This is a genomic window from Acinetobacter sp. V91_7 (genome assembly GCF_031799075.1).
Lineage (GTDB): Bacteria > Pseudomonadota > Gammaproteobacteria > Pseudomonadales > Moraxellaceae > Acinetobacter > Acinetobacter calcoaceticus.
The window spans coordinates 186,898-210,639 of sequence record NZ_JAVQNT010000045.1 but is presented as its reverse complement, the minus strand read 5'-3'; the positions used below and the strand labels follow the sequence as shown (position 1 = coordinate 210,639).

The following is a 23,742-nucleotide window of genomic DNA, read 5'->3' as shown; positions in this document are numbered from 1 at the left end:
TCTAATCAAATACAGTTGGCTTGCTTGCTAATGAATCGTTAATTGCATCAATGGTTGGGTCCCACTGGTCATCATGGTCATGTGTCCAATCGGCCGTGAGCCCTTCAATTTCTTCAACATAATTCAATAACCATGGTGCTTCTGCTGGCAATAAGACACGGCCATCTTCAACATATAAAATGACGTCCATAGTTCTCGATAGCTTGTCGTCGCCACGCTGAATAGCCCGAATAGGTAATGTTGTTTCTTTAGCAATGGTTTGAATTAATCCAGTACCACTAGCCTTATCCTCTACTGCCATATATCGAAGCTTGCCGATTTGGGTATTGCCATCTTTGTGTTTTTTAATGAAGTCCTTGGCTACTTTTAATAGCGCTGGCGCTTCCCATTTGCCACGCTTCACATCGATGATGTAAAGATTATTGTCATAGCCAAGGCCAGCACATATGAATGCTGAATAGTCGTTATGCTTCTTAACCTTCTGTGCTGTATCTGCCCATATCCCACGCCATTTAAGAACGGGTAATTCCAAATATCGAGGGAACCATTCAGATTTAACAAGATCACCACCGAGCTTTTTAGGCGCTTGCTGATATTGGCTGGCAAACGTGTAGCGCGATACCGTAGCACCGTCCTTGTCTTGACCACCCTTTTCAAGCTGCAATAGAGATTGCAATGATTCTTTTAAGGGCCAATAGCTTTGACGGCCTTTCGCATCTCGCTCAACATCACGTGGAATTTTGCTCTGTATTTTTTCGGGTAACTTACTGATGTACTCATCATCGATAAGCGCGGGAATACTGATCTGTTCCCATTCACCAGGCACATTGCCGGTCATCACAAAGTTAGTCGGATCCTCAACGTGCAAACGCTGCATGATCAGAATAATGGGGGTATCAGATTTAGCTTTACGTGAGTTGACCGTGTTTAGAATCTTACGGTTAGCTTTACGTCTTGCTGTTTGGCTAAATGCATCCTCAGGCTTTAACGGGTCATCCAAAATAATCGCACCGGTAAACCCTTCATTCGCTAATGTACCGGCACGGCGACCAGTGACCTGCCCACCCATGGATGCAGAATAAACATGACCAGCGTCATAACCATCGACCGTAGTTTTCCAACTCGATTTAGCATCCGTACTAGTAGAAATCTTTACAGGCCATAAATTCTGAAAGTCTTCTGACTTAACAATATTTCTAGCTGTTGCTGAGACATCCTCTACAAGTGATTGTGAGAAAGACAAATACAAAAAGCGTGAACGAGCATTACGCGCTATACCACGGGCAATAAGGTTTGTTAATAATTCGGTTTTACCGCTACCCGGTGGAACGTTAATAACTAGGTTTTTAACCCTACCAGCAATTACCTCATCAATCTTGTCAGCAATATATTCATGATGCCAATTGACCGAAAACTTAAAGCCCATACGTGGCAAGAAAAATCGCCGTGTGAAAAATAGATGTTCTTTCTCACAGAGCTCTCGCTCTAACTGCATTTCTAGCAGATTAGTATTTACCTTGGAGTTCATTTAACACCTGCTTTATTTGTTCAGGCGTTGCAACAATTTGTGTGACATGCTCACTTTGGAGCGGCCCCCCACCAGCGCCCGTTACTTCGGTTTTATTGGTGAATTGACCGCCCATGTCCTTTGCAGCTTGCTCAAGAATTTTTAGCGAAAATAAAGGATTCTTTGCATGAACTGAATATTGTTTCTCAAGCCTCTGTAATCTGACTGCGAGATTAGCAATAGGAATGTTTAAAGGCTTTTCTAAAAATTCATTTCGTGTGTGCTCAAATTCTTCTTTTAATTCCTGACTAAGATCTTTTCCGGCCCGCTTGGTTGGGTCATATCTTTCACACTGTTGGCGTGAGATCTTGACCTTAAATTCTTCGTTGACGAGCTCAACTGTCTCTTGAGGTGTGTTAAATACAGCAAGTGACCGTACTATATAGAGTTTTACCTCTTTTCTAAGTGCTGCCATAAACCTCTTCCTGTCAACGTACGTCAACGTAAACAGGCAAAAAAATTAAGCCAGTTTCAGTAGACAAGTACCACATGCATGAGCAATTTTTGCTTTTGAAATTGTCGGACCTGCATTAGCTAAATCCACCATATGTTGTACGGCGTCATTTGCGCCGTATCTACCAACTACACCATGAAATTCTTCAACGTCATGGCCACGTAAATAATGCTTTGGCATTCCTGTAATAGGACTCAAGATCATGTCTCCCTCATCCGTACGCTTTACCCCTATGTGGTAAAGCTCATGCTCAATGAGTGCACAAAAATCGATATCACTACACTCAGAAGAATAACGAGCATCGATTGTGATTACGTAATCAGGCACATAACCAAACCAATTAATCATTTGTCTTTCTTGGCGCATCTTTTGCCAACCTCCAGCACGGAACATAACGCGCTCAGTTTGCCCCCATACAGTTTGGCCAGCTTTAATAAAAGCATTAGAAGCCCATAACACTTTAAAAAAACGACTACCAAAATAAGTTAAATGATCATGGTCTGGATTATGCAATGGTGAGTTTGAATCAATGAATGTATCCCAAATCCAATTCTCAAGTTCTAATGAAGGCTCAAAGTCAACATTGTCATAAATAGGATCTAATTTAAGTAAGCGCTCTGGTGGTTCAGGTCTATTCATAAAAAACCTCAGGCTTATTATTGAGACGAGCAATTAACTTATTTTGTTTTGCTAAGGCTAAAAAAAATCGCTCATCTAAGTGAGCGATCTGTTCTTGTGTTAACCATTGCGTGGTGCAACTCCCCAAATGATTAATCTCTAATTGGAGCTGTCTAACCTCATGCGTAGTTTTCTGAAATTCAGTCATAAACACTCCAAATAGGCAATAAAAAACCCACCGAGTGGTGGGTTTCATTTTTTGTTAAAAATAAATTAAGAAAGATATTTGTATTTTTCAGCTAGATGCTTGCCAGCGATTTCTGTTGTTTCCATATATGGCAGTTCAGCACAAAGCCAAAAACGATATGTATTTTCACCAACTATGTAACTCTGGCGGTTGTATGTTGATTGTTTAGTTGCATCTATTTCCTTGGCTTCAAAGTAAGTACCTTCGCGGCCCTCTACAACTTCACCATCCAAGTCACCGCCAATACAAATAAACATTGAGCTAATCCGTTAAATTATGAATGGCAGCTTAACATATAAAGTAAAAAGCCCCGCCAATAATCGATATTTAGCGGGGCCATTTGCGCCGCAATACGTCCGGCAAAATTAATAGTAAAGTTTACTAAGGGAATGAGATCCTAGTATTCGAATTAACTATTTACAAAAATAGAATTTAACGTAAACATGTAATTTCTAAAAACTTATGAGAATAATATGAGCAACTTTACTTATCCAAATTACATTACACCCTCTATAGACGATCCAAACGTACTTGAGCTAGCCAAAACGATAAATTCTGAAAAATTACAATCCATTCCATTTAATGAAAATCTACTTCCAACTGGTAATTGTTATTGGAATGTAGAGCATTACGTCAATACTTATGGAGGAACAATACAATATGGTTGGATTTTCAATCTCTGGCCAAACATTTTAGTTGAAGCTATGCATCATGCTGTATGGAAGACACTAGAGGGTAACTTAATTGATGTCACAGAAAACTATACTATGCTTAGTAAAACAAACATTATTTTTCTCCCAGATGACACTAGTAAGTTAAGCACTCTGGATATAGTTCCCGCTATTCAAAATCACTATCACCCCATAATGAATAATATAGTTGTACAGAACTTTATTGCTGCGAATAAGAATAAAATTGACTTAATTAAACATCATATACAAGCATCATATAATGCTGGTTATCGTTGCGAATTACACAGATCTAAAGCTTCTCAAGATCATTCTTCTTCACCGAATATTGATTACAACCAATTATCAGAAATTGACTCAAGAGCAATAAAGGAAATTCCACAAATGATCCAAACTATTGAGGCACATTTAGGGGCTTATATTTCACATTTAAATCAACTTGGTCAGCAAGATGGCTCTTAACTCCACGAGATAGACTTGTTCCAATATCCATGTAATTGAACCCATTATGAGGTTTCTTAGATTTTTTTGATTTACTTTTTTTCATAACGCACTCTCCTTACAACAAAAACCTCAGTTCCAAATGATTCTGAGGTTTTTCTTTGGGCAATAAAAAAGCCCACCAATTGGCGAGCTCTTAAATTCATTCAGGCGATTACTTTACATTTCGCCCATTTTAGAAATCTTTATACTCAAGTGTATACCCAACTGTCAAGCACAAGTTTCTTGATTATCAGGAAGTTCGTACTGAAACGATCTACGAATTCGTCCTCTAATCTCATTTTCCCATTGTGCAACAATGGATTCACCAAAGAGTTCATATTTCTGGTAGCTCTTAATGTATGCAGTTTTTGTCGCTGTAATTTTAGCAATATTCATTTTCTCATTTAACGTGTAAGGGCGTTTGCCTGTGCTATCACACTTATTGCAAAACACTGCCCCGTTGGGGTTGCCTTTTGAATTGAAAGTTTCAAGCTTACCTAATCCTTGACAAGCCCCACACATAGCCTTAACAAACAAATGACTACGAAGAACTATTTCAGCTATGCCTTTTGCAAGATTGGTTAAGTCACCTTGAGCATTGGTAGGCTTAAATTTTTTCTTTATCATTTCTTTATGGATTTTAACAGCCAACTTATTTCGAGCTCTGAAAAAATCCCCTGACTTAATTTCTCCACGTACAAACTCGACCTTACCGGGTATATCTTCAATACGGCGCTCTGTTTGAAAATTAAAGTCAAACTTACTAACAAAAGTTTCAGTTTGCTTTTCAGCTGGGGTAATGATTGCTATACGCTCAAAGTCTACTTTTTCAACAAGCAATGTAGCCCATAATCTAGCATCTGGTGATAAAAGCCCTAGTTCTCCTAAAACAATATCTTTAGAAATCTTTTTACCTTCTGCCTTACCTTGAGCAATAGCAAGGCGAAGCAACTCAATAAAATCAAACTTTTCAACTAACATAATCGCCTTCCTATTAACCCTTTACCATTTTTAAAAACAACTTGTTAAAACCTATTTCCACATCAAAATTTTGCATATCGACCAAAAACAAGCATGGCCGCATCTCGTGCATGTTCATTTGTACGTTTTGCCCATCCTGTAAGCTTTAAAAAATACTTAGCATCAGTTTTGGTTTTGTTTGCAGCTGGATGAATCATCTGATATTTCAATCCCTGCTCTTTGCACCAATCTTCCCAAATCTGAGCATCACGTTTTACTGAACCAATACCCTCACGAACACCAGCTCCACTTTTGGCTTGTCTGGCATCTGCATTGCCGAACCAAGTGCGTTTACGTGCATCCTCAATAAATAATTTTATGTTTTGCTTACTGTGGATTTCGACCAGCTCTAACACCTTGCTCATTGCCAGGGTAATCGTGTGTGAGTCAACATCCTGAAGCTGTCCACCATTCCCCTGATCAATGGCCACTGCAAAACCAGTATTCACGCCAGTATCAATCCCTATTAAAACTTTACTCATTTCGCTCAAGCCTTAAGTAACTGATCCAATTGATCAGCAATCATGTGATAAACGCGTGATTTATCCAGATCACCCAATAGTGTTAATGCATTGGCATCCTGTTTGTATTTGTTAGCCAGGTTCTCAATAGCACCTTTCAGCTCTACTAATGGATGTTTTTTAATTTGATTTAGTCGCTCAAAGTTTCTAGATTCTTTGCCTTTCAATTCTTCGACCATTTCATGAAAACTTTTTTGTCGCGCTAACTCTCCAGACTTAATAAACTCAGGAGAAAAGTGCTTTTCCAAGTTGTAGCCTTGTTCTTTCAGCCATTTAATGTCCATTATTTTCACCCTCTTTATTGCCTTTGAGCGCTTGCTCTAAATAAAAAACAAAATCATCGGCCTCCCTATAGCTATGCTGGTGATATGCTTCAATCAATTTTTTGACCGCTTCCACTTTGGCTTTGTAGCTGATGCTCTCTTGAGCCATATCGACCAAAGCGCATATATTCAATGGGTGAGCAACAACATCAACAAATGGGCCGTAATGTCTATTGCAAGCATGTATTGCATCTTCAGCTGCTCTACGAATTAGCACCAACTCCCTTTGTGACAACTTAGGTTCATTCATGATTTCCCCCTTGATTACGATAAACCCGCTCACCATCAACGGTTCCAAAACCACAGATCAAACAAGCCACATCAAAACCATGAATGCATTTAGGTTGATAGATTGATTCGTAATCTCGAATAGCCTGCACTAAACGCTCTTTGGTACATGTCCAGTTATCTATGTAGCGATGTTCAAACTCACCCCAACCAAGCTGTACGATGTTAAACAGGGTATCTTTTGCACCTTTGAACCCGTCAAGTTCTTCAATGATTTCTAGCGATTCCACCAGACGTTTGATGTCGGAAAGTTCAACAAAATATTTTTCCCGATCTGCCTTACTAATCTCTACACTTTGGCCACATTGAAACTCAAACCCTTCATTCCACTCAGTTGCGTTAGAGGGTGCAGAATCTACGATATCCTTTGCGTATTTCAGCCCTTTATCTCTAATTAATTTAGTTGCTTTCATTGAGCACCCCTTCAGAATTTTCGCTTGATAATGGCGTCATGACTCCATCAGGCCATTTAAAACTTGTTATCCAACCTCTATCCCATTTTGCCCAAACGCCGTATTTACTTAATCGGTAATACACTCCAGCTTGCCAATGTGTTGCACCTTCAGGGCGGTTTTTTAATATTTCTTCAGACATGGCTTGCTCCTTTTGATGGAGTTTTAAAGCCCATCTCAATTAAATATGGAATGAATGGTTTTTGTTGCTCAGGATCTACCAGCTTTTGGGCCATACGTTTTCCTGCATCCATCCAGGATTCACCGCTATGACAAAATGAATCTTTGAAATCAGGATGATTCACAAGAAGGCGTGCAAAAGTAAAAAGCTGTTTGTCAGAGGCAAAAGTTATTACCTCCGGCAATGTGTTTTCAGAATTAGATTGTGGGCCACTTGAGTTTTTGTTTTCAAAAGAACGTGGTGCCGGTGTTTTCATCTTTGCGTATTTGGCACGTGCTTTAAGCATCCACTCTGCAAAAAACTTAACCATGAAATCATCGGAGTGATTGCGATCCTGGTTAAATCCTTTGAATGCTTTTAGCTCTCTCTCAAACCACGAAGCTTTGAAAATCTCGTCAGGTTTGATTGCTGGATTGATAGAACAAATTTCATAATTCAAATTTTCCAAAACAAACCATGTATTTTTTTTATTTTGATTAGTGTGTTTTGATAGTGTGTTTTGTGTGTTAAAAATTTTAACTAGCAGTGGTAAAAAATTTTTACTAGCAGTAGTTAAAAATTTTAACCGGCAGGTACTTTCAAGGTAGTTAAATTTTTTAACTAGCAAGCGAGATTTTTGAGGGAAATTTAAGCAAAGATTTTTGACCCTTTTGCCATTTGATGTCTTTTTAGGTACTGGTGCTTGGTAGTTAAAATTTTTAACTAGCTGACCATTAAACAAGCTAAAAGATTGGACCAGAACTGATCCTTTATTTGGAAAATTAATTAACTCGCCAATAAAATAATTATCAATTAACGAGTAAACATTTCCGTAAATAGATTGCTCGTGCTTTTTAACCAAGCCTACTTTAACCAGTTCTTTTGTACATCTAACAACGGTCGGATGACTTTTTCCTGACAGCTCTTCCAATTGCGTAAGCGAAAGCGCATCACACTCTTTTGCCCAACCCCGTGTTTTACGGTTAATGATTAAATAAATCTTTACTGAGGCATCTGAGATTTTACTCATTGCCTCATCAACGAAAGCGTTGGCAACCTGGAACGAATTAGGCACATATTTACTCATGTTGTTTGTACCTCATGATTTTTATGCTTTCTGCGCTTATACCGAATGTCATAGCAAGCCTTACAAGTTGCACAGAAAATAGCTGAGCCATCTTTTCTTTTAGAACCAGATCGCCAGAAAAATTCCTCATCTAATGGAAAGTACTCATTGCAATGGATACAGAGTTTTTCTGTACCCAATTCAGTTTGAATCGTTTTTGGCAAAGGTGAATTCGTCATTTAAGTTCACCTTCTTCAATGATTTGAATGAAAGTTCCTAAGTATCTGATCCGCTTAGCTCTATAAAGACTCGAGATAATTGCTCCAGCGTGATGAAGATAAATTCCATGTACACCATGCTCATCTACAAGAGCCTGCATAAACTCATCACGAGTTACGGCCGCTTGATTTTCATCATGGTTTCTACGTTTCAAATTTTGCTTACGCTCAGCTAACAGACCAGACAAAGTTCTTAAAGCTGGTTCGTGCCAGGATTGGTAACTTTGCTGACGCTTTTGTTCTAAAAGTTTGTCTTTAGTCGATTGATTTGATAAATTAGTTTGCATATTCATTGACCCTGAAAATTAATGAATTAAAAGCCTGATCTTGACCATCAGGCTTTTTTATTACCTTGAATAACTTGAAGTGGGTAATTGACCGTTGAATCCCCATCATTCCCCTCTTCGACCACAATTGCCCGCATACGCTCATTTCTTCTAATACGCTCAAGCCCTAAACTTACGGTGTGCCACTCACCAACAATGGCTTTTTCAAAGAGGATTACAGCTTGTCTACTTATCTCCATTCCGTAATAGGCGGAAATATCACGAAGCTTGTCCATGATTTCCGGATCGTGTTTCGTTCTAAGATCTTCTTTTTCAAGACTCATATTTATGCCCTTATGCTGATAGATATTGGTTTCTTAAATAATTAAAATCAGCGCCTGGACATAAAAGATCGCAGGAAACACGCCCTTCACTCGCTTTATCAATACGAATTGCAAGCTCAGCACTGCATTTTTTGTTGACGTAGATAATTTGCTGAAGGTTTCCAAGTGTGGTTAAACACGCTTTAGCAAAGTTTTTGCGATCCTCAATAGGCATACCTTGCAAGTAGTTTTTAAGTTGCTCGGTGTTTGAAGAAGACATGCTAATCTCCCATAGTTAAATATTTAGTAAATACTAATTTTAAATACTAATTATGTCAACAGGAGTTTAGTGGGTACGAATTTACTTTTTACTAAAAAATAGTTGAAATACTAATTATGGATATTGTTTCTTTAAGACGCATAAATTTGCGCGCAGCGATTGATGCTGCTATAGCCTCTGGTAAGTTCTCAAGTGATGCAGATTTTGCAAATCACTATGATATTAGTCCGAGTCAAATTTCCCAGTTAGTAAAGGGTCATGGTAGTTTTGGTGAAAAAGCAGCAAGAAATTTAGAGAAAAAGATTGGTTGGGAAACTGGTGTGCTAGATGCAACACCAAACAATAATGCAGCCGAAATCACAACTGAAAATAACATGAATCAAAAAAAACCTCAGCACATGAACTTTGTGCCACCGGTTGATTTGACATATAACGAAAATCCACGACAAACACCTGTCTTGTCATGGGTGCAGGCTGGCGACTTTAGCTATGTCTTGTCTAGCGACCTGTCTAGTGCAATTGACTGGATACCTTACGATTCAAGAGCAGGTTCAAATGGCTTTGCGCTGATTGTACAAGGTACTTCCATGGAACCTGATTTTAAGCCTGATGAATTTATCTATATCAATCCAACCTATCAAATAGATGAGCTTAACACTGGTGCTTTGGTGGTTATGACTTGTGATGGCGATAGTGAAGCAACCTTTAAAAAGCTAATTTCTGAGGATGGTAACTATTACCTACAGCCATTAAACCCGAATTGGAAACCGCAACTCATACCTCTTGATCATACATGCCGATTGGTTGGTAAAGTGGTTGGTAAGTACACAAGATATTAATAAAGAGAACCTCAAACATGATCGCAACACTCAACAAAACCAAAACATCACTAACGATTAATCGTCAAGAATTCAAATTGGCATTAGATAAAATTGGCGAAGGCATTGAAAAGCAAATAGCCTCGCTTAAAAAAGCCAAGCAAAGTTATGACTCTACTGAAATGGCATGTGAGGTCATTAATGAAGCAAATATCTTTGAGGCTATAATCGAAGGATTTAATGAAGCTGAAGGCACTAATTTAAAACTATCAGATATAAGCAATCTGGAGCAGGCGCAAGGCTGGGTTGATGATTTTTTAGAAAAGTACAGCACTTGAAGGTGTCGAGTTCGATAAATATAAAATTAAAAAACTATGATCCGATGCGGTACCTTTTGGACTGCTAGGCGGATCACACCCAAAGCAAATAAGATAAAGTCAATGAAGTAAGATTGATTATGAGTAAGAAATACAGACAACCGGAGCTTCGCGAATATAGAGGCTTAACAAGCACCGAGCAAATGGCAATACACCAAATGCTCATCTCCTATGTTCGTGAAGAGAATTGTCGCTTTAATATAATAATGACCGGCACAGCAGAACCCTACAACCTGGTAAAGCTAACCAGTATTAATTTTGAGAATGAAGCATCTGCAATTTGGGTCCATTTTGAAACCATCACAGGTGAGCAAATAGCTCTACCAATTGACTTTCTTTCAAGAATTGAATTTTCAGGTCAGCAAGAAATTTAATTAAAAATATTAGGACTCGGTATAGGGTGATCTTAAGGATATAAAAGGGAATCCAGAATATGCAAAAAATAGGAATTAATTCCCGCAATATCAGCCATGTTCTTTATCAACACTTCTTATTGACGGTGGTACTTAGAACTGGTGAGCGGTTTATTTACAGACTTCTTGAAGCAACCACATTCAAAGAGTTTGTTGATTCAGAAGATAAAGATAAATTTTATAGAAGTCATATTGAGGCTAATAAGGAATTTAAGCGGATTCAGCTTTTTGTGTAATTGAAACCGTGACCCGACACGGTCCTTTAGAACATATCGGGTGGAGAGAAATATGGCAAATTACTTAATCAGTTATGACCTCATTGGTGATAAAGATTACGAAAAACTATTTGAGGCTATCAAATCTATAGCTAATGGCTACTCCAGACCCCTGAAATCAGTCTGGATCATAGGCCATAAAGGGGAAGCTTCTGACATAGTCAGTGCCTTATCACGATATATCGACAATAATGATAAGTTGTTTGTTACGTTAGTCACAAAAGACACTTCATGGACTAAAACTCTAAAAGACTCCACTAGAGAATGGCTTAAAAAATATATTTAGTCATAATTTTGGTTCTGATGTGACCCCGACCCCATTAAAATAATCTTCTTGATCAAGAATTGCTTTATCAATCCATTCTTGATCCGCATTAACAACCACATTTTCCACTAGGGTTACACAGCCTTCAAATAACTTGATACGTGTCCCCGCTGGAATAATACCGCGCTCTAGTTCTGCATCTTTCATAAAAACCACCCTCCAACCCACCACCACGGTGGGTTTTCTTTTGTCTATTAAAGCATTCGATTAGTAAAAAATAAATAAATTCACTAATTTTATTTAGTGTTTACTATTGACATATTATTTAGTAAATACTAAATTACTTTCATCAAGACAATAAAAAAGCACACCGCCTCTCCCCAGATTCGATGTGCTTTTGCAAACAGCGAGGTAAGTATGAACGTAAAAGCAACCCCATACAAGTATTACTTAGCAATTGGCGTATCAGCAGCCATTGCTACGGTGACTCTAAGTAACTGCGGTTTTCAAACTGCTGAATCAAGCACAAATACAAATAATGTATTTGTTCCAAACACTACACCTAGCGTTTACAGCGTTAAAACAGCTCAAATCACTGGTAAAGATAGCGGTATTGCTTCAGTCAATCTTGACGGCTTTACCCTAGATTTTGATTTCAAATATTCTGCTCACAAAGATGACTATGGTGTATCTGGTTCTGATTTTATCGCCGTAGATATTACTGAGCTGGGTGAAATAAGCGTCAAAGATGCAAATGGTAATCCTTATAAAGATTTTACAGATTACATCGATCATCGAAATATAAACGCCCTTCTCGTTGGCTTCATTGAAAAAAATCGTCTGGTGGAGGAATAGTAATGAAAAAGACCTTCACCACACCTTTTCGTAAGTTTCTTTTTAAAGACCAGGAAGGTTTCTACCATGTACGTCTTGGTCCAAAAATCTATTTGGCCAAGCTGACTCTAGATTTTACGCCAGACTTTGACAAAGAGTTTACTGGTGGAAAAAGAGCTCAGCCCTTCAATTGGTACAACGTACTTGTTAAAGATTCACAAGATAGTGAGCCGCGTCCAATTACTACGGATGAATTATCACAAAAATGGTTCAAGCCTGAATTTAAAGGCGGTGTTAATTATCACCGCGCTATTGAGCAAAAGAACCGTACTCAACCCCAACGATACAGCGCAGAGCAACGTATCGCTTATAAAAACTCTCGTTATTAATTGGGTGGGATCATGACTAATCAAAACAACGCATTACATAAAATTCAACAAGAGTTGAAAGCTCCAAAAAACAAAACCAATGATTTTGGCAAATATAAATACCGTAACTGTGAAGACATTCTTGAAGCAGTTAAACCGCATCTAAATGAGTTGGGTGCAACACTCGTTCTTACAGACGAAGTTCAGCAAGTTGGCTCGGTTGTCGTTATTACAGCAAAAGCGGTCTTTACTGATGCTAACGGCAAAGAAATTACCGTAACGGCTCATGCTGGCGTGGATGTTAATAAAAAAGGTATGGATGTTGCTCAAACATTTGGAGCATCAAGTTCATATGCTCGTAAATATGCTTTAAATGGATTGTTCCTTATTGATGACACAAAGGACTATGACACTAATGAATATCATCAACAAATGGACCAAGCATCTAAAAATCAAAGCAATCGTACTAACAATAATCAAGGTCAGCAATCTAATCAAAGCCGACAAGCAAACAACTCCAATAATGCTCAGTCTTTAGCTCAACGTTATACCAATGCTCTTGCAAGCATCAAAAATGCCAAATATCCATCAACCCTGGATAAAGCCATTGCTACTTTTGCAAATTCTCAATATTCCGCTGGGATCTCTAATGCATGTCGAGCCCGTGCAGATCAAATGGGATGGAATTTTAATTCTAATACTCAGCAACAAAACCAAACTCAACAGCTCCACCATTAATTAAAGGCAGGAAATAATCATGACTAATTTAATTTCAAACCAAGAAGCCTTTAATGCTTTGATGTCCGGCAAAGTTATTCTTTGCCGCCACATCGATGGTGAGTTTAAAACTTTGGATCAGTTCCCGGCTACAGTATTTCCTTTGCCAGACTATGAGTACTGTATCCAATTGCCAAAAGTTGAATTGGCTGGGATTACATTTACTCAACCGCTAACCCTTGATGATGTCAAACTGGATCAAGATATTTATCTTATAGAGCCAACTGGCAGCATTTATTGGTACAAATACAATGAAACTTCTGCTCATAAAACAGCAATTACAAATGGATTTGCTCAAGCTGATATAGAGAATGCTCGACTCCAGTTAAAGGCATTTTGTGCAGCCGTTGGCCGTGATGTAGATACAAGCGATGTTCTTGTAGTTCCTATCGGTGGTGCAGAAAAACAAAAAGCAGCAAAGAAAAAATCTTCAAAGACTGCTACTCCAAAACAAGTTGAGGAAGTCAAAGCTGAGGATCCAACTCATACAGAAGTTTTGGAACCCTCTTCGACTGATGAAACCACAACATCTGAAGATTCAAACTATGTTCAACACCAAGTTTTACTAGATGCTTTGAAAATTGCAAATACAGAGCAAGAAGTAGAAAACGTTTGTTCAGGTCTTGAAAAAGAAGGATTTACGCAAGAGCAATTGGATGAAATTGAAATTGCTAAACAAACTCGATTAACTGAGCTGGATTTTATTGAAATGGATACAGCTGATACAGCTAGTGAGCAAGTATTTTCTGTTTTACATGATTCATTTATTAGTGACATCGAATCTTGCACCTCAGCTGAAGAACTGAAAGCCGTTAAAAACAAGATTGGCGCAAATGACCATCTAGAAGATCTAGAACGCGACAATTTAATGAAAGTTATTCAAGAGACAACTTTCAGCGACAAAAAAGCATCTGCCCCAAAAGAAATACTTAAGGGTCTAATTGATCGTGCTAGTACCACTGAAGAATTAGCCAAAGCTAATGACACAATCCTGGCAAGCAAAAATAATCTTTCAACTGACGATTTACGAGATTTAAAAATTCATTACGAGCAACGAAAAGAACAACTTTCACAGCTTGATTTAATAGACCCTGAACCTACCTATCCTGGATTCACATACACCAAAGATCTTATAGACAGTTTAATTGTTGAAATGGATATGGCTGGGAATGCTGAAGAAGTTAATGCAATCTTTGACCGCACGCGGAAATGGTCTGAAGCTCAGCGCAAACCTTTGCTTGAGGCATCACATCACCGTCTTAGACAACTTCAAAACAGACCTTTAATTGAGCGCATCCATGCTGCACAGAATATTGATGTTCTACGCACCTTATTCGCTGAGATCCGTTTACTTGAAAATGGAACTCTAAAGTATGACGCAATGAAAGCTTATAAAAACCGCGAAGCTCAATTACCAGGTGCACCATTGGAGATAAGCCAATGAAATATCGCTACTCAACAATGACGCGCATTCTTCTCGTGATAGGCGCTCACATGAACCACCAGTTCGACAATGTTAACCCTTCTGAAATCGATGCTTGCTTAGTCAATGTAAAGTTTAAAGAAGCTACATGGAGAAAGTGAAAATGAGTACAGCAACTGAACTTAAAAAGGCCAATGAAATGACTAATTTCAAAAAATACAAAGCTAAAGTTTTTGAAGCACTGGCAAATGATACTTACGGATTAACAGTTTCTCAGTTGGCGACTGTATGCAAGTTAAGTGCAAAAACTATTAAGCAGATCTTGGCCGAACTTGATGTAGAGAAAAACGGCGATGTTTATTTATTAATGACCAAACAACCGGCTCCATCAACGCCTCATTTCCCAATATATGATAATTGGCTTTCTAAAAATATGACCACCCTTCGCCAGGCTACAGCTCATCTAAGAAATAATGAGGTTAATGACATTATTGAAGTTGCTGGACGTTTAATTTGGGAAGCGTCAAAAACTCAGGCGTTGCCGGAAGGTTATGTCATCGTTACTGAAGATCAGGCAAAAGATACAGCTCGCTTAGACTTCATGATTGATGACTCTACTAAACGAACTGTCTGCCACCAGAAGCACTGGACTGATGAGGGTGATTTACTTAAAGAAGGCCAATGTGTAGCAGAAATTTACTATATATCTGGATGGGATTACATATACGAGTCGATCGCGAAAACAAAGAGAGAGGCTATTGATAAAGCAATGTTTGAAAGTAAATCAGGAGCTGAGGAATGAAAGGTATTAATAAAGAAGCTGAGATTGAAAAGTTTAATGCTGCTAATGATGATGCAGAATTTTCACCAGAATCACTAGCTGCAATACTTGATGTTTCGACATCTTGGTTGCAGAAAAAGCGTTGTGAAGGTGGCGGTATTCCCTTTTCAAAAGTCCACTATCGAAAAATTTTTTATAAAAAAGCAGATGTGTTAGCTTATATTGAGCGGCAGCGCATACAATCAACATCACAAATGGCGGTTTAACCGCCTTTTTTATTAAAAAAATTTGTAGGCAAACAATAGGCTAAAAACATATAAAAATAGGCAAATTAAAAGAAATAGGCAGATAGTAGGCAAATAAAGTATATTATCGTATCATGACATAAGCTTTAATATTGTTTCAGGTATTTTCATTAAAATACAAAAACTTAATAGTGACTTTAATATACTTATATATGGTCTAATATCGTTTCATAGTGCTAAAAAATCGTTTCTACCCGAGAACTCATCTGGTTCAGGGTAACGACACATGCAGCGGCATCTTCGGAGCATTTAGTTTTAACTTTAAGAAAAATTCAAAATATTTATTTTAATTTAATCTTTCATACAGACCTGTCAGTCTAAAATTCCTTTTTAAACATTAAATTATCCTCTTACGTTATTAATTTACCCTCCACCTCTACCATATTATTTTTCATTTCTATTAAGACACTCTTCATACCAAGCTGTTTGAAAATCTTCTATTGCTTTTCTTTTAAAGAAACTGGTTTTGAATACTTTGGCCGAGTAAGCCGAATTAATTAAATCCTGATAAAGTTGTTTTGCTTTAGGATCTTCTAGACCATTCGCTATCTGTTGCAAGTCTTGAGATGGAACTTTTTGTTGACGTGCCTCCATGACTGTATGAGCAACTTTTTTCACTACATTACAAATCTCGGGATCATTTACGTTTTCGTCTGCATGACAACTTAAAGCCAAAAAACCAAGAAGAAATAATCTAAACTTCATGTCTCTATCCTATTTTTATAGTTTAAAACGAATGACAGAATTTAATTATTAAAAAAAAGAAATAGAAAATTTCTTACTATTTCTTTTTAAAAGATCACGCTGGATTAATCACATAAAAATAAATAATCAGACCCACTAAAACGGTTGAAGCAATTGTTAAATATGTACCGACCGTATTAAAACTCTGTAAGAATTTCAAGATTTCCATATCTAGAACCCCCTAAACTATCACCGATAAAAGACAAAATGAAATTTACCATAACTCAATAATGCCAATCAATTCACACTTATCGGATTTTTTGAGATTTTAAACATCAATTAATTTATTGGTTACACCTAATCGCCAAGGCATCCTTGTAGTAGTCAGTTGCACTTTTCAAATCTGACAACAATTTTTCTTCGGTATAAGGTTTTGGTGAAATTTTTATTAATGCGGGCATATATTGGGTCTTGTAAACCTCAGGATAGTCATGGCACAAGATTTTGACTTTAACCTCTTGTGGTGTATTCGGATTATCCAATTGATCTAAAAACTCTCCAATTTTACGGTCAGACTCTTCAAATTGAGCTTTATAGTCAACTTCAGCAGCTTCAGGTTCTGTTTGCTTTGTGCATCCACCAAGTAGTAATACGGTGCTTATTGTAAGGGTTAAAATTTTTAACTTCATAGGCTTAACAATTTCGCATTCATCTTTTTAAATATTCTTATCTCATTAAATGTAAATAAATACTGGTAATACGTAAAGAAATAGAATTTTTTATCGCTAAAGAAGATATCTCATATCACTTTATGACAATTAACTAACCAAATAAATTTAAAGTTATTTTCTAATCACTCTTCTATTTTCATAAAGCTATAAAAAAATAGGTATAATTTTGCTCGACTGATCTCAAATCTTTGTTAGATTTACACATGAATGAACTTAGTTTTATTAGAAAAAATTTAAGATCTAAAAGACGTTCTTTAACCCCATTGGAGCAAAAACAAGCTCAGCTTAATGTTCTCCATCATTTAAATACTCTTGCTATTTTTCATTCATCAAAAAAAATTGGTTTATATTTACATGCCTTTGGAGAGGTTCATACAGACCTTCTCATAAAGTTATGCTTTAAAAAGAATAAGCAAGTTTACTTACCTATGATTTGTTCTATGAATCAAAATTTAGTTTGGGTAAAAATATCTAAAAACCAATATTTAAATCGACGTTTTTCTCATCATCCATTGGGTATGAAAGAACCTATGGCAACAAGAGGAAAACATGTATCTAAACTTGATTTATTGCTCATGCCACTTTTAGCGTGTGATCAATACGGTACGCGTATTGGTATGGGAGGTGGCTATTATGACCGTACATTGGCAACTGCAACACACAGGCCTTATCGTTTGGGTGTGGCCCATCAATTTCAATTTATTGAGCATACTTTAAAACGGCAAAGTTGGGATCAACCATTAGATGCTTTACTCACCCCTCAACATATTTATTATTTTAAAAGATAGTTTTTACAAAAAAATAAATTCAATAACTTAAAATAAAACTTTACTTTTCATGCCTCTAAAATCATAAAAGTAACCACCCTAAGGATGGTTACTTTTAAGTGACAGACCGCTTTACCAACTTATATTAACACGCCTATTTAGTGTTCAATATCGAATAAGTTTTGCATTATTGTTAACAATACATTGCTTATAAATGGCACAAGAAACTGATTACTTTCCATCCAAACGGATTTTTTGTTATATGAATATTTCATAATTATTAAGCTAAATTACTTATCCTTGCTACAAAATTTTATTCTTCTTAAGAATTAATTCATTGATTCATAATATTTTTAAAAAAAGTTGACTAAATTAGTCATTTTTTCCACATTTTCTATTGAAAGGCCCTTGTAATTTTCAAAATACACATCACTATAAAAACATGGCAACCTCGTTGTCACTCATTAGGAGTGCCCATGTCTGAACTTATTATGAATGAAAAAACTGACTTAGAGCCTCAGGTTCCAAGTGTATTACCACTTTTAGCGTTACGTGATGTAGTGGTCTATCCACACATGCAAATTGCGTTATTCGTGGGTCGTGAAAAATCGATTAATGCAGTTGATGTGGCTCGTAACAGTGACAATTTAGTATTTGTAGTTGCGCAAAAAGATTCGCTTACAGAAGATATTGATCACGATAACCTTTATCAGTACGGAACTGTCGCTAAGATTGTTCAGGTCGTAAATCATGAGAATGATGAAAACTGCATCAAAGTACTGATTGAAGGGTTACAGCGCTCTAAGCTTGAAAAAATTATCGATGAAGATAGCCATTTGACTGCTGAACATAGCTTAAGTCCAATGACAATTAACGTAGATAAAGCTACCCAAGAAACTCGTTTACAAGAGTTACGTACTTTATTTGCTCAATATGCTGAAGCAAAATTACGTAATGCACGTGAACTGGTTGCAGCTGCTAATAAAATTGAAGACTTGCTACAGCTTATGTTCTTCGTGGCAACACGTGTGCCTCTAAATATTGAAATTAAACAGAAATTTTTAGAGCACGATGAGTTTGAAGCACATTTGCAAGAGCTTATGAGCTACTTGGTGAATCAATCTGCAGAACAGCAAATTGAACAAACTTTGCATGACAGCGTAAAACGCCAAATGGAAAAAAACCAACGTGAATACTTTCTAAATGAAAAAATGAAAGTCATTCAACGTGAACTTTCTGACATGAATGGCGGCGCTGAAGATGACGTTGCTGAAATAGAAAAACGTCTTGCTGAAGCTGATTTACCTGAACACGTACGTAAAAAAGCTGAAGCTGAGTTCCGTAAGCTTAAAGCAATGCAACCTGCATCTAGTGAAGCGGCTGTTGTACGTAACTATCTAGAAGTAATTTTAGATACGCCGTGGAATAAAGCGAGCAAAGTGAGTATTAACCTTGCGAAAGCTCAAGAGATTCTTGATACAGATCACTACGGCTTAGATGACGTTAAAGATCGTATTGTTGAATACTTGGCTGTTCAGTCTCGTGTTAAAAAACTCAAAGGTCCGATTCTATGTTTAGTAGGCCCTCCTGGTGTAGGTAAAACTTCACTTGGTGAGTCAGTTGCAAAAGCAACAGGTCGTGAATTTGTTCGTATGGCACTTGGTGGCGTACGTGACGAAGCAGAGATTCGTGGTCACCGTCGTACTTATATTGGTGCGATGCCAGGTAAAATCGTGCAGTCTTTAACAAAAGTTGGCGTGAAGAACCCATTGTTCTTACTCGACGAAATTGACAAGATGGCGCAAGACTACCGTGGTGATCCAGCTTCTGCATTGCTTGAAGTATTAGATCCATCACAAAACAGTAAGTTCAACGATCACTATTTAGATCTTGATCTTGACCTATCTGAAGTGATGTTCATCTGTACTGCAAACAGTATGAATATTCCAGAAGCATTGCTTGACCGTATGGAAGTCATTCGTCTACCGGGTTATACCGAAGATGAAAAAGTAAACATTGCTGAACGTTACCTTGTTCCAAAAGCAATTAAGAACAACGGTCTACGTGCAAAAGAGTTAACAATTCATGAAGAAGCGATTCGTGACATTGTTCAACGCTACACACGTGAAGCTGGTGTACGTAATTTAGAACGTGAAGTGTCTAAAATTGCGCGTAAAGTGGTAAAAGAAGCCGTAAGTAAAAAGTCTAAAAACTTACAGCTTGATATTACCTCTGCCAATCTTCCAGAATACTTAGGTCCACACAAGTTTGACTTTGGTATTGCAGAAGATGAAGCGCAAGTAGGACGTGTAAATGGTCTAGCTTGGACATCTGTAGGTGGTGAGTTACTTACCATTGAAGTTGCAGCTGTAAAAGGTAAAGGTAAATTCATTACCACTGGTTCACTCGGTGATGTCATGAAAGAGTCTATTACCACAGCAATGACTTTAGTACGTACGCGTGCCGATGAGCTAGGTATTGAGGCTTCTCGTTTTGAAGAAACTGATGTACACGTTCACTTACCAGAAGGTGCGACACCAAAAGATGGTCCATCTGCTGGTTTAGCGTTGACCACTGCCCTTGTATCAGCATTTACAGGTATTGCGATTCGTCCAGATATTGCAATGACTGGTGAAACAAGTTTAGGTGGTCGTGCAATGCGTATTGGTGGCTTAAAAGAAAAACTTCTTGCAGCACACCGCGGTGGAATCAAACTTGTATTTATTCCACAAGACAATGTTCGTGATTTGGCAGAAATTCCAGCGAATGTTAAAGAAGGTTTAGAAATCAAAGCTGTAAAAAGTATTGATGACATCTTACCTTTAGCATTAGTTTCGATGCCAAAGCCTTTACCTAAAACACCGATTGTAAAACCGGTGGAAGGTTCAAAAGCAGCACGTCACTAATTAAAATGTGAAAAAAAAGAGAGCTTCGGCTCTCTTTTTTTTGTTACACAATTTGATTGAAAAATATCCAACCATCCTCATAATAGGTATTAAGAGTATTTAATTAAATTAAGTATTCTTCGTTATCTATTATTTTATAGATAGCCTTGTTTTTATTCTCTATGATCATCTGAACTCCAGACAGATGATCATTTGATCGCAGTCCAACACCGTTTTTTGGACTGCGTTTTTTATGCCTATTTTACTACCACGAACTTATCTTTTCCTCAGGTATAATGCGCAAGATGCTTTGAATGAATAGATAATATGAAAATTCGTATTCTGACCATTGGTCAAAAAATGCCTGCTTGGGTTCTCACTGGGTTTGAAGATTATTTCAAACGCATCCAACCTTTTGTGCAAACCCAAGTCATTGAACTTCCTATGGCCAAACGTGGTAAGAATGATTCAGAAGCCGATATTTTAAAATATTGCCAAGTTGAAGGCGAAAGTATTTTAAATGCGTTAAAACCGAACGAAACTTTAATTGCCCTAGAAGTTGGTGGTCGAGAACTCAGTACAGAAAAATTAGCTGACACCATGAAACTGTGGATGCTTGAAGGTAATGATGTAGTACTCGCGATTGGTGGACCAGATGGCCTATCAGATCAGGTACGTAAAGCAGCGGCATGGCATTGGTCACTCTCAAAACTAACAATGCCACACCCTTTGGTACGTGTTTTATTAATTGAACAACTATATCGAGCGATGACTATTAATCATAATCATCCCTATCACCGTGCATAAAAACAACAACCGTTTCATTTTAGGAACAATCCGTTGAAATCAGGATACTTTTAACATGTCCTGATTTTGGCATAATGACTATCTATTATTCTGTTTTTCAACTCAGGTGTAATGCAATGGAACTACAAACCCTTCCTGGACTGTTTATTTCACATGGTTCACCCATGCTTGCACTTGACCCGGAACAAGTAGGACCTGCTCTACACCGTTTAGGTGCAAATCTTCCTACACCAAAGGCAATCATTGTGATGTCTGCGCATTGGGAGAGTAAAGCACTTGAAGTGTGTATTTCGACTCGTCCCGAAACATGGCATGACTTCCGCGGCTTTCCTAAAGAGCTATATGAAATTCGCTACAGCGCACCTGGGCAGCCAGAGCTCGCCGAAGAAATTTTAAAACTACTGGCAGATGCTCATTTTGTTGCTCATGCCAATAGCACCCGTCCTCGTGACCATGGTGTATGGATGCCTCTATTACATATGTACCCTGACGCTGACATTCCTGTCGTCGAGATTTCTTTGCCAACCAATTTAAGCGCACAGGAAATTTATCGTATAGGGCAAACTCTCGCACCTTTACGTGACAAACAAGTTCTACTCATTGGTTCAGGTAGCATTACCCATAATCTTGCAGAGTTATCTTGGCAAGGAGACAACTCTAAAGTTCCTGAATGGGCTTCAACTTTTAGAAATGCTGTTGTTAATAAACTTACCCATCAAGATTATGATGGTGTACTGGAATGGCAGTCATTGCCTTATGTAAAACGTAATCATCCTACCCTTGAACATTTTGCGCCTTTGTTTTTTGCTATGGGTTCAGGCAATCGCTTTACGATTGTTCACAGCAGCTTCACAATGGGCTCACTAGGCATGGATATCTATCGTTTTGATTAATTATTAGCAAATACCCCGTTTTTCGGGGGTATACCATTATTTTTGTTGAAAATTAGAATAACTTACAAACTTATACATTTTAAAAACCGAAACAATCAAATGTTTACATTTTCTTTTTTTAAGAATGTTTTAAGCTTACTGCTGTTGTTTTTTTACTTGAAGTTTTTAAATGAAAATTAAATATTTAATTCTTGCGTTATTACCTTTTTCTTTGATGGCGTGTCAAACAGTTACTAATACTCCTGCTCCAATTGTATCTGAGCAACAACAAAACCTTGCAACCACTTTAGGTGAATATGCTTGGACTTATCAAAATGTAAAAGCTTCTAAACCACTTGTACTTAATTTTAATGCAGACGGTCAACTAAATATTAATACCGGTTGTAACGGTCAAGGTGGTACTTGGAAAGTTGAAGGTAACCAACTTGTTACCTCTAGTCTTGTTTCAACTTTGATGGCTTGTCAAGATGACTTGATGAAACAAGAACAACTTTCTACTAGCCTCTTTAATGAAGCAAAATTACCAATCGAAATTAGCAACAATAATGGTCAGGTGATTTTAAGCGTGACAGATAAAACTGGTCAAAAGCATATTTTCCAAGGTCAAAAAGCAGTTAATACTCAAGCTTTAACAGATTATTCTTGGTCTTATCAGCCTGAAAATACAAAAAAACCAATCGTTCTTAACTTTAGCAATGACCGTTTATCTATCGCAACAGGTTGTAACCGCCAAGGAACAACTTGGAAAGTTGAAAATAATACGATTGTAACGGCTGACGTAATGTCAACTATGATGGCTTGTGAACCTGCTTTAATGAAACAGGAACAATTCTCTAGTAGCCTCTTCCAAAAACGTGCGATTCCATTTGAACTCAATACAACAAATGTTGATCAACCAACATTGACTGTTGTTGATGCGCAAGGTCAAAAATATACTTTCACAGGTAAAATGACACCTGAAGCAAAATATCAATCTGAAGGGAAAACTGTTTTCCTAGAAGTTGCTCCACAAACTAAATCATGTACTGGTGTAGCACCACAAACATGTATGCAAGTTCGTGAAATTAAATATGATGACAAAGGTGTTAAAACTTACGCTGACAAAAACTGGTCATTATATTATGGTCAAATTGAAGGTTTCGAACACAATCCTGACCAACGCGTAATTTTACGTGTAAAACGTTTTGAAGTGAAAAACCCAGCAGCAGACCAATCTAGCCTAGCAGATGTGTTAGATATGGTTGTAGAGCAAGAGTTAGTCAAAAAACCTAAAAAATAATTTTTTAGACTAAAAAAAATCCGAT

General features: G+C 37.5%; 36 protein-coding genes and 1 pseudogene. 17 read left to right on the top strand and 20 right to left on the bottom strand.

What is annotated here, in order from left to right; translation table 11 throughout:
- Position 1: 1 nt before the first annotated feature.
- The 5 genes from terL to RMB03_RS20655 all read right to left on the bottom strand — a co-directional run bounded on the left by terL (position 2) and on the right by RMB03_RS20655 (position 3,143).
- Positions 2 to 1,528, bottom strand: coding sequence for a phage terminase large subunit (gene terL, locus RMB03_RS20675; protein ID WP_311077419.1), 1,527 nt, complete (start codon positions 1,526 to 1,528; stop codon positions 2 to 4).
- Positions 1,506 to 1,982, bottom strand: coding sequence for a DUF2280 domain-containing protein (locus RMB03_RS20670; protein WP_311077418.1), 477 nt, complete (start codon positions 1,980 to 1,982; stop codon positions 1,506 to 1,508). Before RMB03_RS20670 ends, terL begins: the two co-directional genes overlap by 23 nt.
- Positions 1,983 to 2,027: 45 nt before the next feature.
- A complete protein-coding gene (locus RMB03_RS20665; RefSeq protein WP_311077417.1) occupies positions 2,028 to 2,660 on the bottom strand; it encodes a putative metallopeptidase in 633 nt (210 codons plus the stop codon).
- Positions 2,653 to 2,847, bottom strand: a complete 195-nt coding sequence (locus RMB03_RS20660) for a hypothetical protein (protein WP_311077416.1) — start codon at positions 2,845 to 2,847, stop codon at positions 2,653 to 2,655. Before RMB03_RS20660 ends, RMB03_RS20665 begins: the two co-directional genes overlap by 8 nt.
- A 65-nt stretch (positions 2,848 to 2,912) precedes the next feature.
- On the bottom strand, positions 2,913 to 3,143 hold the full coding sequence (locus tag RMB03_RS20655; protein WP_311077415.1) for a hypothetical protein: 231 nt from the start codon (positions 3,141 to 3,143) through the stop codon (positions 2,913 to 2,915).
- Positions 3,144 to 3,359: 216 nt separating this feature from the next.
- Between RMB03_RS20655 and RMB03_RS20650 the strand changes: the two genes are divergently transcribed.
- Positions 3,360 to 4,037 (top strand): hypothetical protein, encoded by a 678-nt coding sequence (locus RMB03_RS20650; RefSeq protein WP_311077414.1) that lies wholly within the window; start codon positions 3,360 to 3,362, stop codon positions 4,035 to 4,037.
- 249 nt (positions 4,038 to 4,286) lie between these two features.
- Here RMB03_RS20650 and RMB03_RS20645 read toward each other — a convergent pair whose 3' ends face one another.
- The 11 genes and pseudogenes from RMB03_RS20645 to RMB03_RS20595 all read right to left on the bottom strand — a co-directional run bounded on the left by RMB03_RS20645 (position 4,287) and on the right by RMB03_RS20595 (position 9,035).
- Complete coding sequence (locus RMB03_RS20645; RefSeq protein ID WP_311077413.1) at positions 4,287 to 5,039, bottom strand: hypothetical protein; 753 nt, start codon at positions 5,037 to 5,039, stop codon at positions 4,287 to 4,289.
- A 62-nt stretch (positions 5,040 to 5,101) separates the two neighbouring features.
- Entirely contained in the window at positions 5,102 to 5,560 is a 459-nt protein-coding gene (locus tag RMB03_RS20640) for a hypothetical protein (protein WP_311077412.1), read from the bottom strand.
- Between the two features lie 5 nt (positions 5,561 to 5,565).
- Positions 5,566 to 5,883: a hypothetical protein gene (locus tag RMB03_RS20635; protein WP_311077411.1), complete on the bottom strand. Its 318-nt coding sequence runs from the start codon at positions 5,881 to 5,883 to the stop codon at positions 5,566 to 5,568.
- The gene (locus RMB03_RS20630) at positions 5,873 to 6,172 is read right to left on the bottom strand and encodes a hypothetical protein (RefSeq protein ID WP_311077410.1); all 300 of its coding nucleotides are present in this window, start codon (positions 6,170 to 6,172) and stop codon (positions 5,873 to 5,875) included. Before RMB03_RS20630 ends, RMB03_RS20635 begins: the two co-directional genes overlap by 11 nt.
- Positions 6,173 to 6,424: 252 nt before the next feature.
- A pseudogene (locus RMB03_RS20625) lies at positions 6,425 to 6,623 on the bottom strand (hypothetical protein); the annotation flags it as partial.
- Positions 6,610 to 6,804, bottom strand: a complete 195-nt coding sequence (locus tag RMB03_RS20620) for a hypothetical protein (RefSeq protein WP_311077409.1) — start codon at positions 6,802 to 6,804, stop codon at positions 6,610 to 6,612. The pseudogene RMB03_RS20625 and the gene RMB03_RS20620, both read right to left, overlap by 14 nt.
- A complete protein-coding gene (locus RMB03_RS20615; protein WP_311077408.1) occupies positions 6,797 to 7,909 on the bottom strand; it encodes a replication protein in 1,113 nt (370 codons plus the stop codon). Before RMB03_RS20615 ends, RMB03_RS20620 begins: the two co-directional genes overlap by 8 nt.
- Entirely contained in the window at positions 7,906 to 8,127 is a 222-nt protein-coding gene (locus tag RMB03_RS20610) for a hypothetical protein (protein ID WP_311077407.1), read from the bottom strand. The genes RMB03_RS20615 and RMB03_RS20610 overlap by 4 nt, the downstream gene beginning before the upstream one ends.
- Positions 8,124 to 8,453, bottom strand: a complete 330-nt coding sequence (locus tag RMB03_RS20605) for a hypothetical protein (RefSeq protein WP_311077406.1) — start codon at positions 8,451 to 8,453, stop codon at positions 8,124 to 8,126. Before RMB03_RS20605 ends, RMB03_RS20610 begins: the two co-directional genes overlap by 4 nt.
- A gap of 47 nt (positions 8,454 to 8,500) precedes the next feature.
- Positions 8,501 to 8,776 (bottom strand): hypothetical protein, encoded by a 276-nt coding sequence (locus RMB03_RS20600; RefSeq protein WP_311077405.1) that lies wholly within the window; start codon positions 8,774 to 8,776, stop codon positions 8,501 to 8,503.
- A gap of 10 nt (positions 8,777 to 8,786) precedes the next feature.
- Positions 8,787 to 9,035 (bottom strand): hypothetical protein, encoded by a 249-nt coding sequence (locus RMB03_RS20595; RefSeq protein WP_311077404.1) that lies wholly within the window; start codon positions 9,033 to 9,035, stop codon positions 8,787 to 8,789.
- A gap of 116 nt (positions 9,036 to 9,151) precedes the next feature.
- Here RMB03_RS20595 and RMB03_RS20590 point away from each other — a divergent pair, with 116 nt between their 5' ends.
- The 5 genes from RMB03_RS20590 to RMB03_RS20570 all read left to right on the top strand — a co-directional run bounded on the left by RMB03_RS20590 (position 9,152) and on the right by RMB03_RS20570 (position 11,204).
- Positions 9,152 to 9,874, top strand: a complete 723-nt coding sequence (locus RMB03_RS20590; protein WP_311077403.1) for a S24 family peptidase — start codon at positions 9,152 to 9,154, stop codon at positions 9,872 to 9,874.
- Between the two features lie 17 nt (positions 9,875 to 9,891).
- On the top strand, positions 9,892 to 10,191 hold the full coding sequence (locus RMB03_RS20585; protein ID WP_311077402.1) for a hypothetical protein: 300 nt from the start codon (positions 9,892 to 9,894) through the stop codon (positions 10,189 to 10,191).
- A gap of 119 nt (positions 10,192 to 10,310) precedes the next feature.
- On the top strand, positions 10,311 to 10,604 hold the full coding sequence (locus RMB03_RS20580; protein WP_311077401.1) for a hypothetical protein: 294 nt from the start codon (positions 10,311 to 10,313) through the stop codon (positions 10,602 to 10,604).
- 59 nt (positions 10,605 to 10,663) lie between these two features.
- Positions 10,664 to 10,879 (top strand): hypothetical protein, encoded by a 216-nt coding sequence (locus RMB03_RS20575; RefSeq protein ID WP_311077400.1) that lies wholly within the window; start codon positions 10,664 to 10,666, stop codon positions 10,877 to 10,879.
- A gap of 52 nt (positions 10,880 to 10,931) precedes the next feature.
- A complete protein-coding gene (locus tag RMB03_RS20570; protein ID WP_311077399.1) occupies positions 10,932 to 11,204 on the top strand; it encodes a hypothetical protein in 273 nt (90 codons plus the stop codon).
- Here RMB03_RS20570 and RMB03_RS20565 read toward each other — a convergent pair whose 3' ends face one another.
- Positions 11,205 to 11,390 carry a hypothetical protein gene (locus RMB03_RS20565; RefSeq protein ID WP_311077398.1) on the bottom strand — a complete coding sequence of 62 codons (186 nt, stop codon included), beginning with the start codon at positions 11,388 to 11,390 and terminating at the stop codon, positions 11,205 to 11,207.
- Between the two features lie 210 nt (positions 11,391 to 11,600).
- Here RMB03_RS20565 and RMB03_RS20560 point away from each other — a divergent pair, with 210 nt between their 5' ends.
- The 6 genes from RMB03_RS20560 to RMB03_RS20535 all read left to right on the top strand — a co-directional run bounded on the left by RMB03_RS20560 (position 11,601) and on the right by RMB03_RS20535 (position 15,632).
- Positions 11,601 to 12,038, top strand: coding sequence for a hypothetical protein (locus tag RMB03_RS20560; RefSeq protein WP_311077397.1), 438 nt, complete (start codon positions 11,601 to 11,603; stop codon positions 12,036 to 12,038).
- 2 nt (positions 12,039 to 12,040) lie between these two features.
- Positions 12,041 to 12,406, top strand: a complete 366-nt coding sequence (locus RMB03_RS20555; protein WP_068523739.1) for a hypothetical protein — start codon at positions 12,041 to 12,043, stop codon at positions 12,404 to 12,406.
- A gap of 12 nt (positions 12,407 to 12,418) precedes the next feature.
- Positions 12,419 to 13,123: an ERF family protein gene (locus RMB03_RS20550; RefSeq protein WP_311077396.1), complete on the top strand. Its 705-nt coding sequence runs from the start codon at positions 12,419 to 12,421 to the stop codon at positions 13,121 to 13,123.
- A 19-nt stretch (positions 13,124 to 13,142) separates the two neighbouring features.
- On the top strand, positions 13,143 to 14,606 hold the full coding sequence (locus tag RMB03_RS20545; protein WP_311077395.1) for a hypothetical protein: 1,464 nt from the start codon (positions 13,143 to 13,145) through the stop codon (positions 14,604 to 14,606).
- A gap of 142 nt (positions 14,607 to 14,748) precedes the next feature.
- The gene (locus tag RMB03_RS20540; RefSeq protein WP_311077394.1) at positions 14,749 to 15,387 is read left to right on the top strand and encodes a hypothetical protein; all 639 of its coding nucleotides are present in this window, start codon (positions 14,749 to 14,751) and stop codon (positions 15,385 to 15,387) included.
- Positions 15,384 to 15,632 carry a helix-turn-helix domain-containing protein gene (locus RMB03_RS20535; RefSeq protein ID WP_130120952.1) on the top strand — a complete coding sequence of 83 codons (249 nt, stop codon included), beginning with the start codon at positions 15,384 to 15,386 and terminating at the stop codon, positions 15,630 to 15,632. Before RMB03_RS20540 ends, RMB03_RS20535 begins: the two co-directional genes overlap by 4 nt.
- A 423-nt stretch (positions 15,633 to 16,055) precedes the next feature.
- Here the strand turns inward: RMB03_RS20535 and RMB03_RS20530 are convergent, their stop codons facing one another.
- The 3 genes from RMB03_RS20530 to RMB03_RS20520 form a co-directional block, all read right to left on the bottom strand.
- Positions 16,056 to 16,376: a hypothetical protein gene (locus RMB03_RS20530; protein WP_311077393.1), complete on the bottom strand. Its 321-nt coding sequence runs from the start codon at positions 16,374 to 16,376 to the stop codon at positions 16,056 to 16,058.
- A gap of 94 nt (positions 16,377 to 16,470) precedes the next feature.
- Complete coding sequence (locus tag RMB03_RS20525; RefSeq protein WP_002117788.1) at positions 16,471 to 16,584, bottom strand: hypothetical protein; 114 nt, start codon at positions 16,582 to 16,584, stop codon at positions 16,471 to 16,473.
- A 115-nt stretch (positions 16,585 to 16,699) separates the two neighbouring features.
- Complete coding sequence (locus RMB03_RS20520) at positions 16,700 to 17,044, bottom strand: hypothetical protein (protein WP_311077392.1); 345 nt, start codon at positions 17,042 to 17,044, stop codon at positions 16,700 to 16,702.
- A gap of 245 nt (positions 17,045 to 17,289) precedes the next feature.
- Between RMB03_RS20520 and RMB03_RS20515 the strand changes: the two genes are divergently transcribed.
- From RMB03_RS20515 to RMB03_RS20495, 5 genes are all read left to right on the top strand, one after another.
- On the top strand, positions 17,290 to 17,874 hold the full coding sequence (locus RMB03_RS20515; RefSeq protein WP_132071844.1) for a 5-formyltetrahydrofolate cyclo-ligase: 585 nt from the start codon (positions 17,290 to 17,292) through the stop codon (positions 17,872 to 17,874).
- A gap of 455 nt (positions 17,875 to 18,329) precedes the next feature.
- Positions 18,330 to 20,759, top strand: a complete 2,430-nt coding sequence (gene lon, locus RMB03_RS20510; RefSeq protein ID WP_005042167.1) for an endopeptidase La — start codon at positions 18,330 to 18,332, stop codon at positions 20,757 to 20,759.
- A gap of 306 nt (positions 20,760 to 21,065) precedes the next feature.
- On the top strand, positions 21,066 to 21,545 hold the full coding sequence (gene rlmH / locus RMB03_RS20505; protein WP_056478553.1) for a 23S rRNA (pseudouridine(1915)-N(3))-methyltransferase RlmH: 480 nt from the start codon (positions 21,066 to 21,068) through the stop codon (positions 21,543 to 21,545).
- A gap of 116 nt (positions 21,546 to 21,661) precedes the next feature.
- The gene (locus RMB03_RS20500; protein WP_056478551.1) at positions 21,662 to 22,438 is read left to right on the top strand and encodes a class III extradiol ring-cleavage dioxygenase; all 777 of its coding nucleotides are present in this window, start codon (positions 21,662 to 21,664) and stop codon (positions 22,436 to 22,438) included.
- A gap of 169 nt (positions 22,439 to 22,607) precedes the next feature.
- A complete protein-coding gene (locus RMB03_RS20495) occupies positions 22,608 to 23,717 on the top strand; it encodes an META and DUF4377 domain-containing protein (protein ID WP_132071850.1) in 1,110 nt (369 codons plus the stop codon).
- Positions 23,718 to 23,742 lie beyond the last annotated feature (25 nt).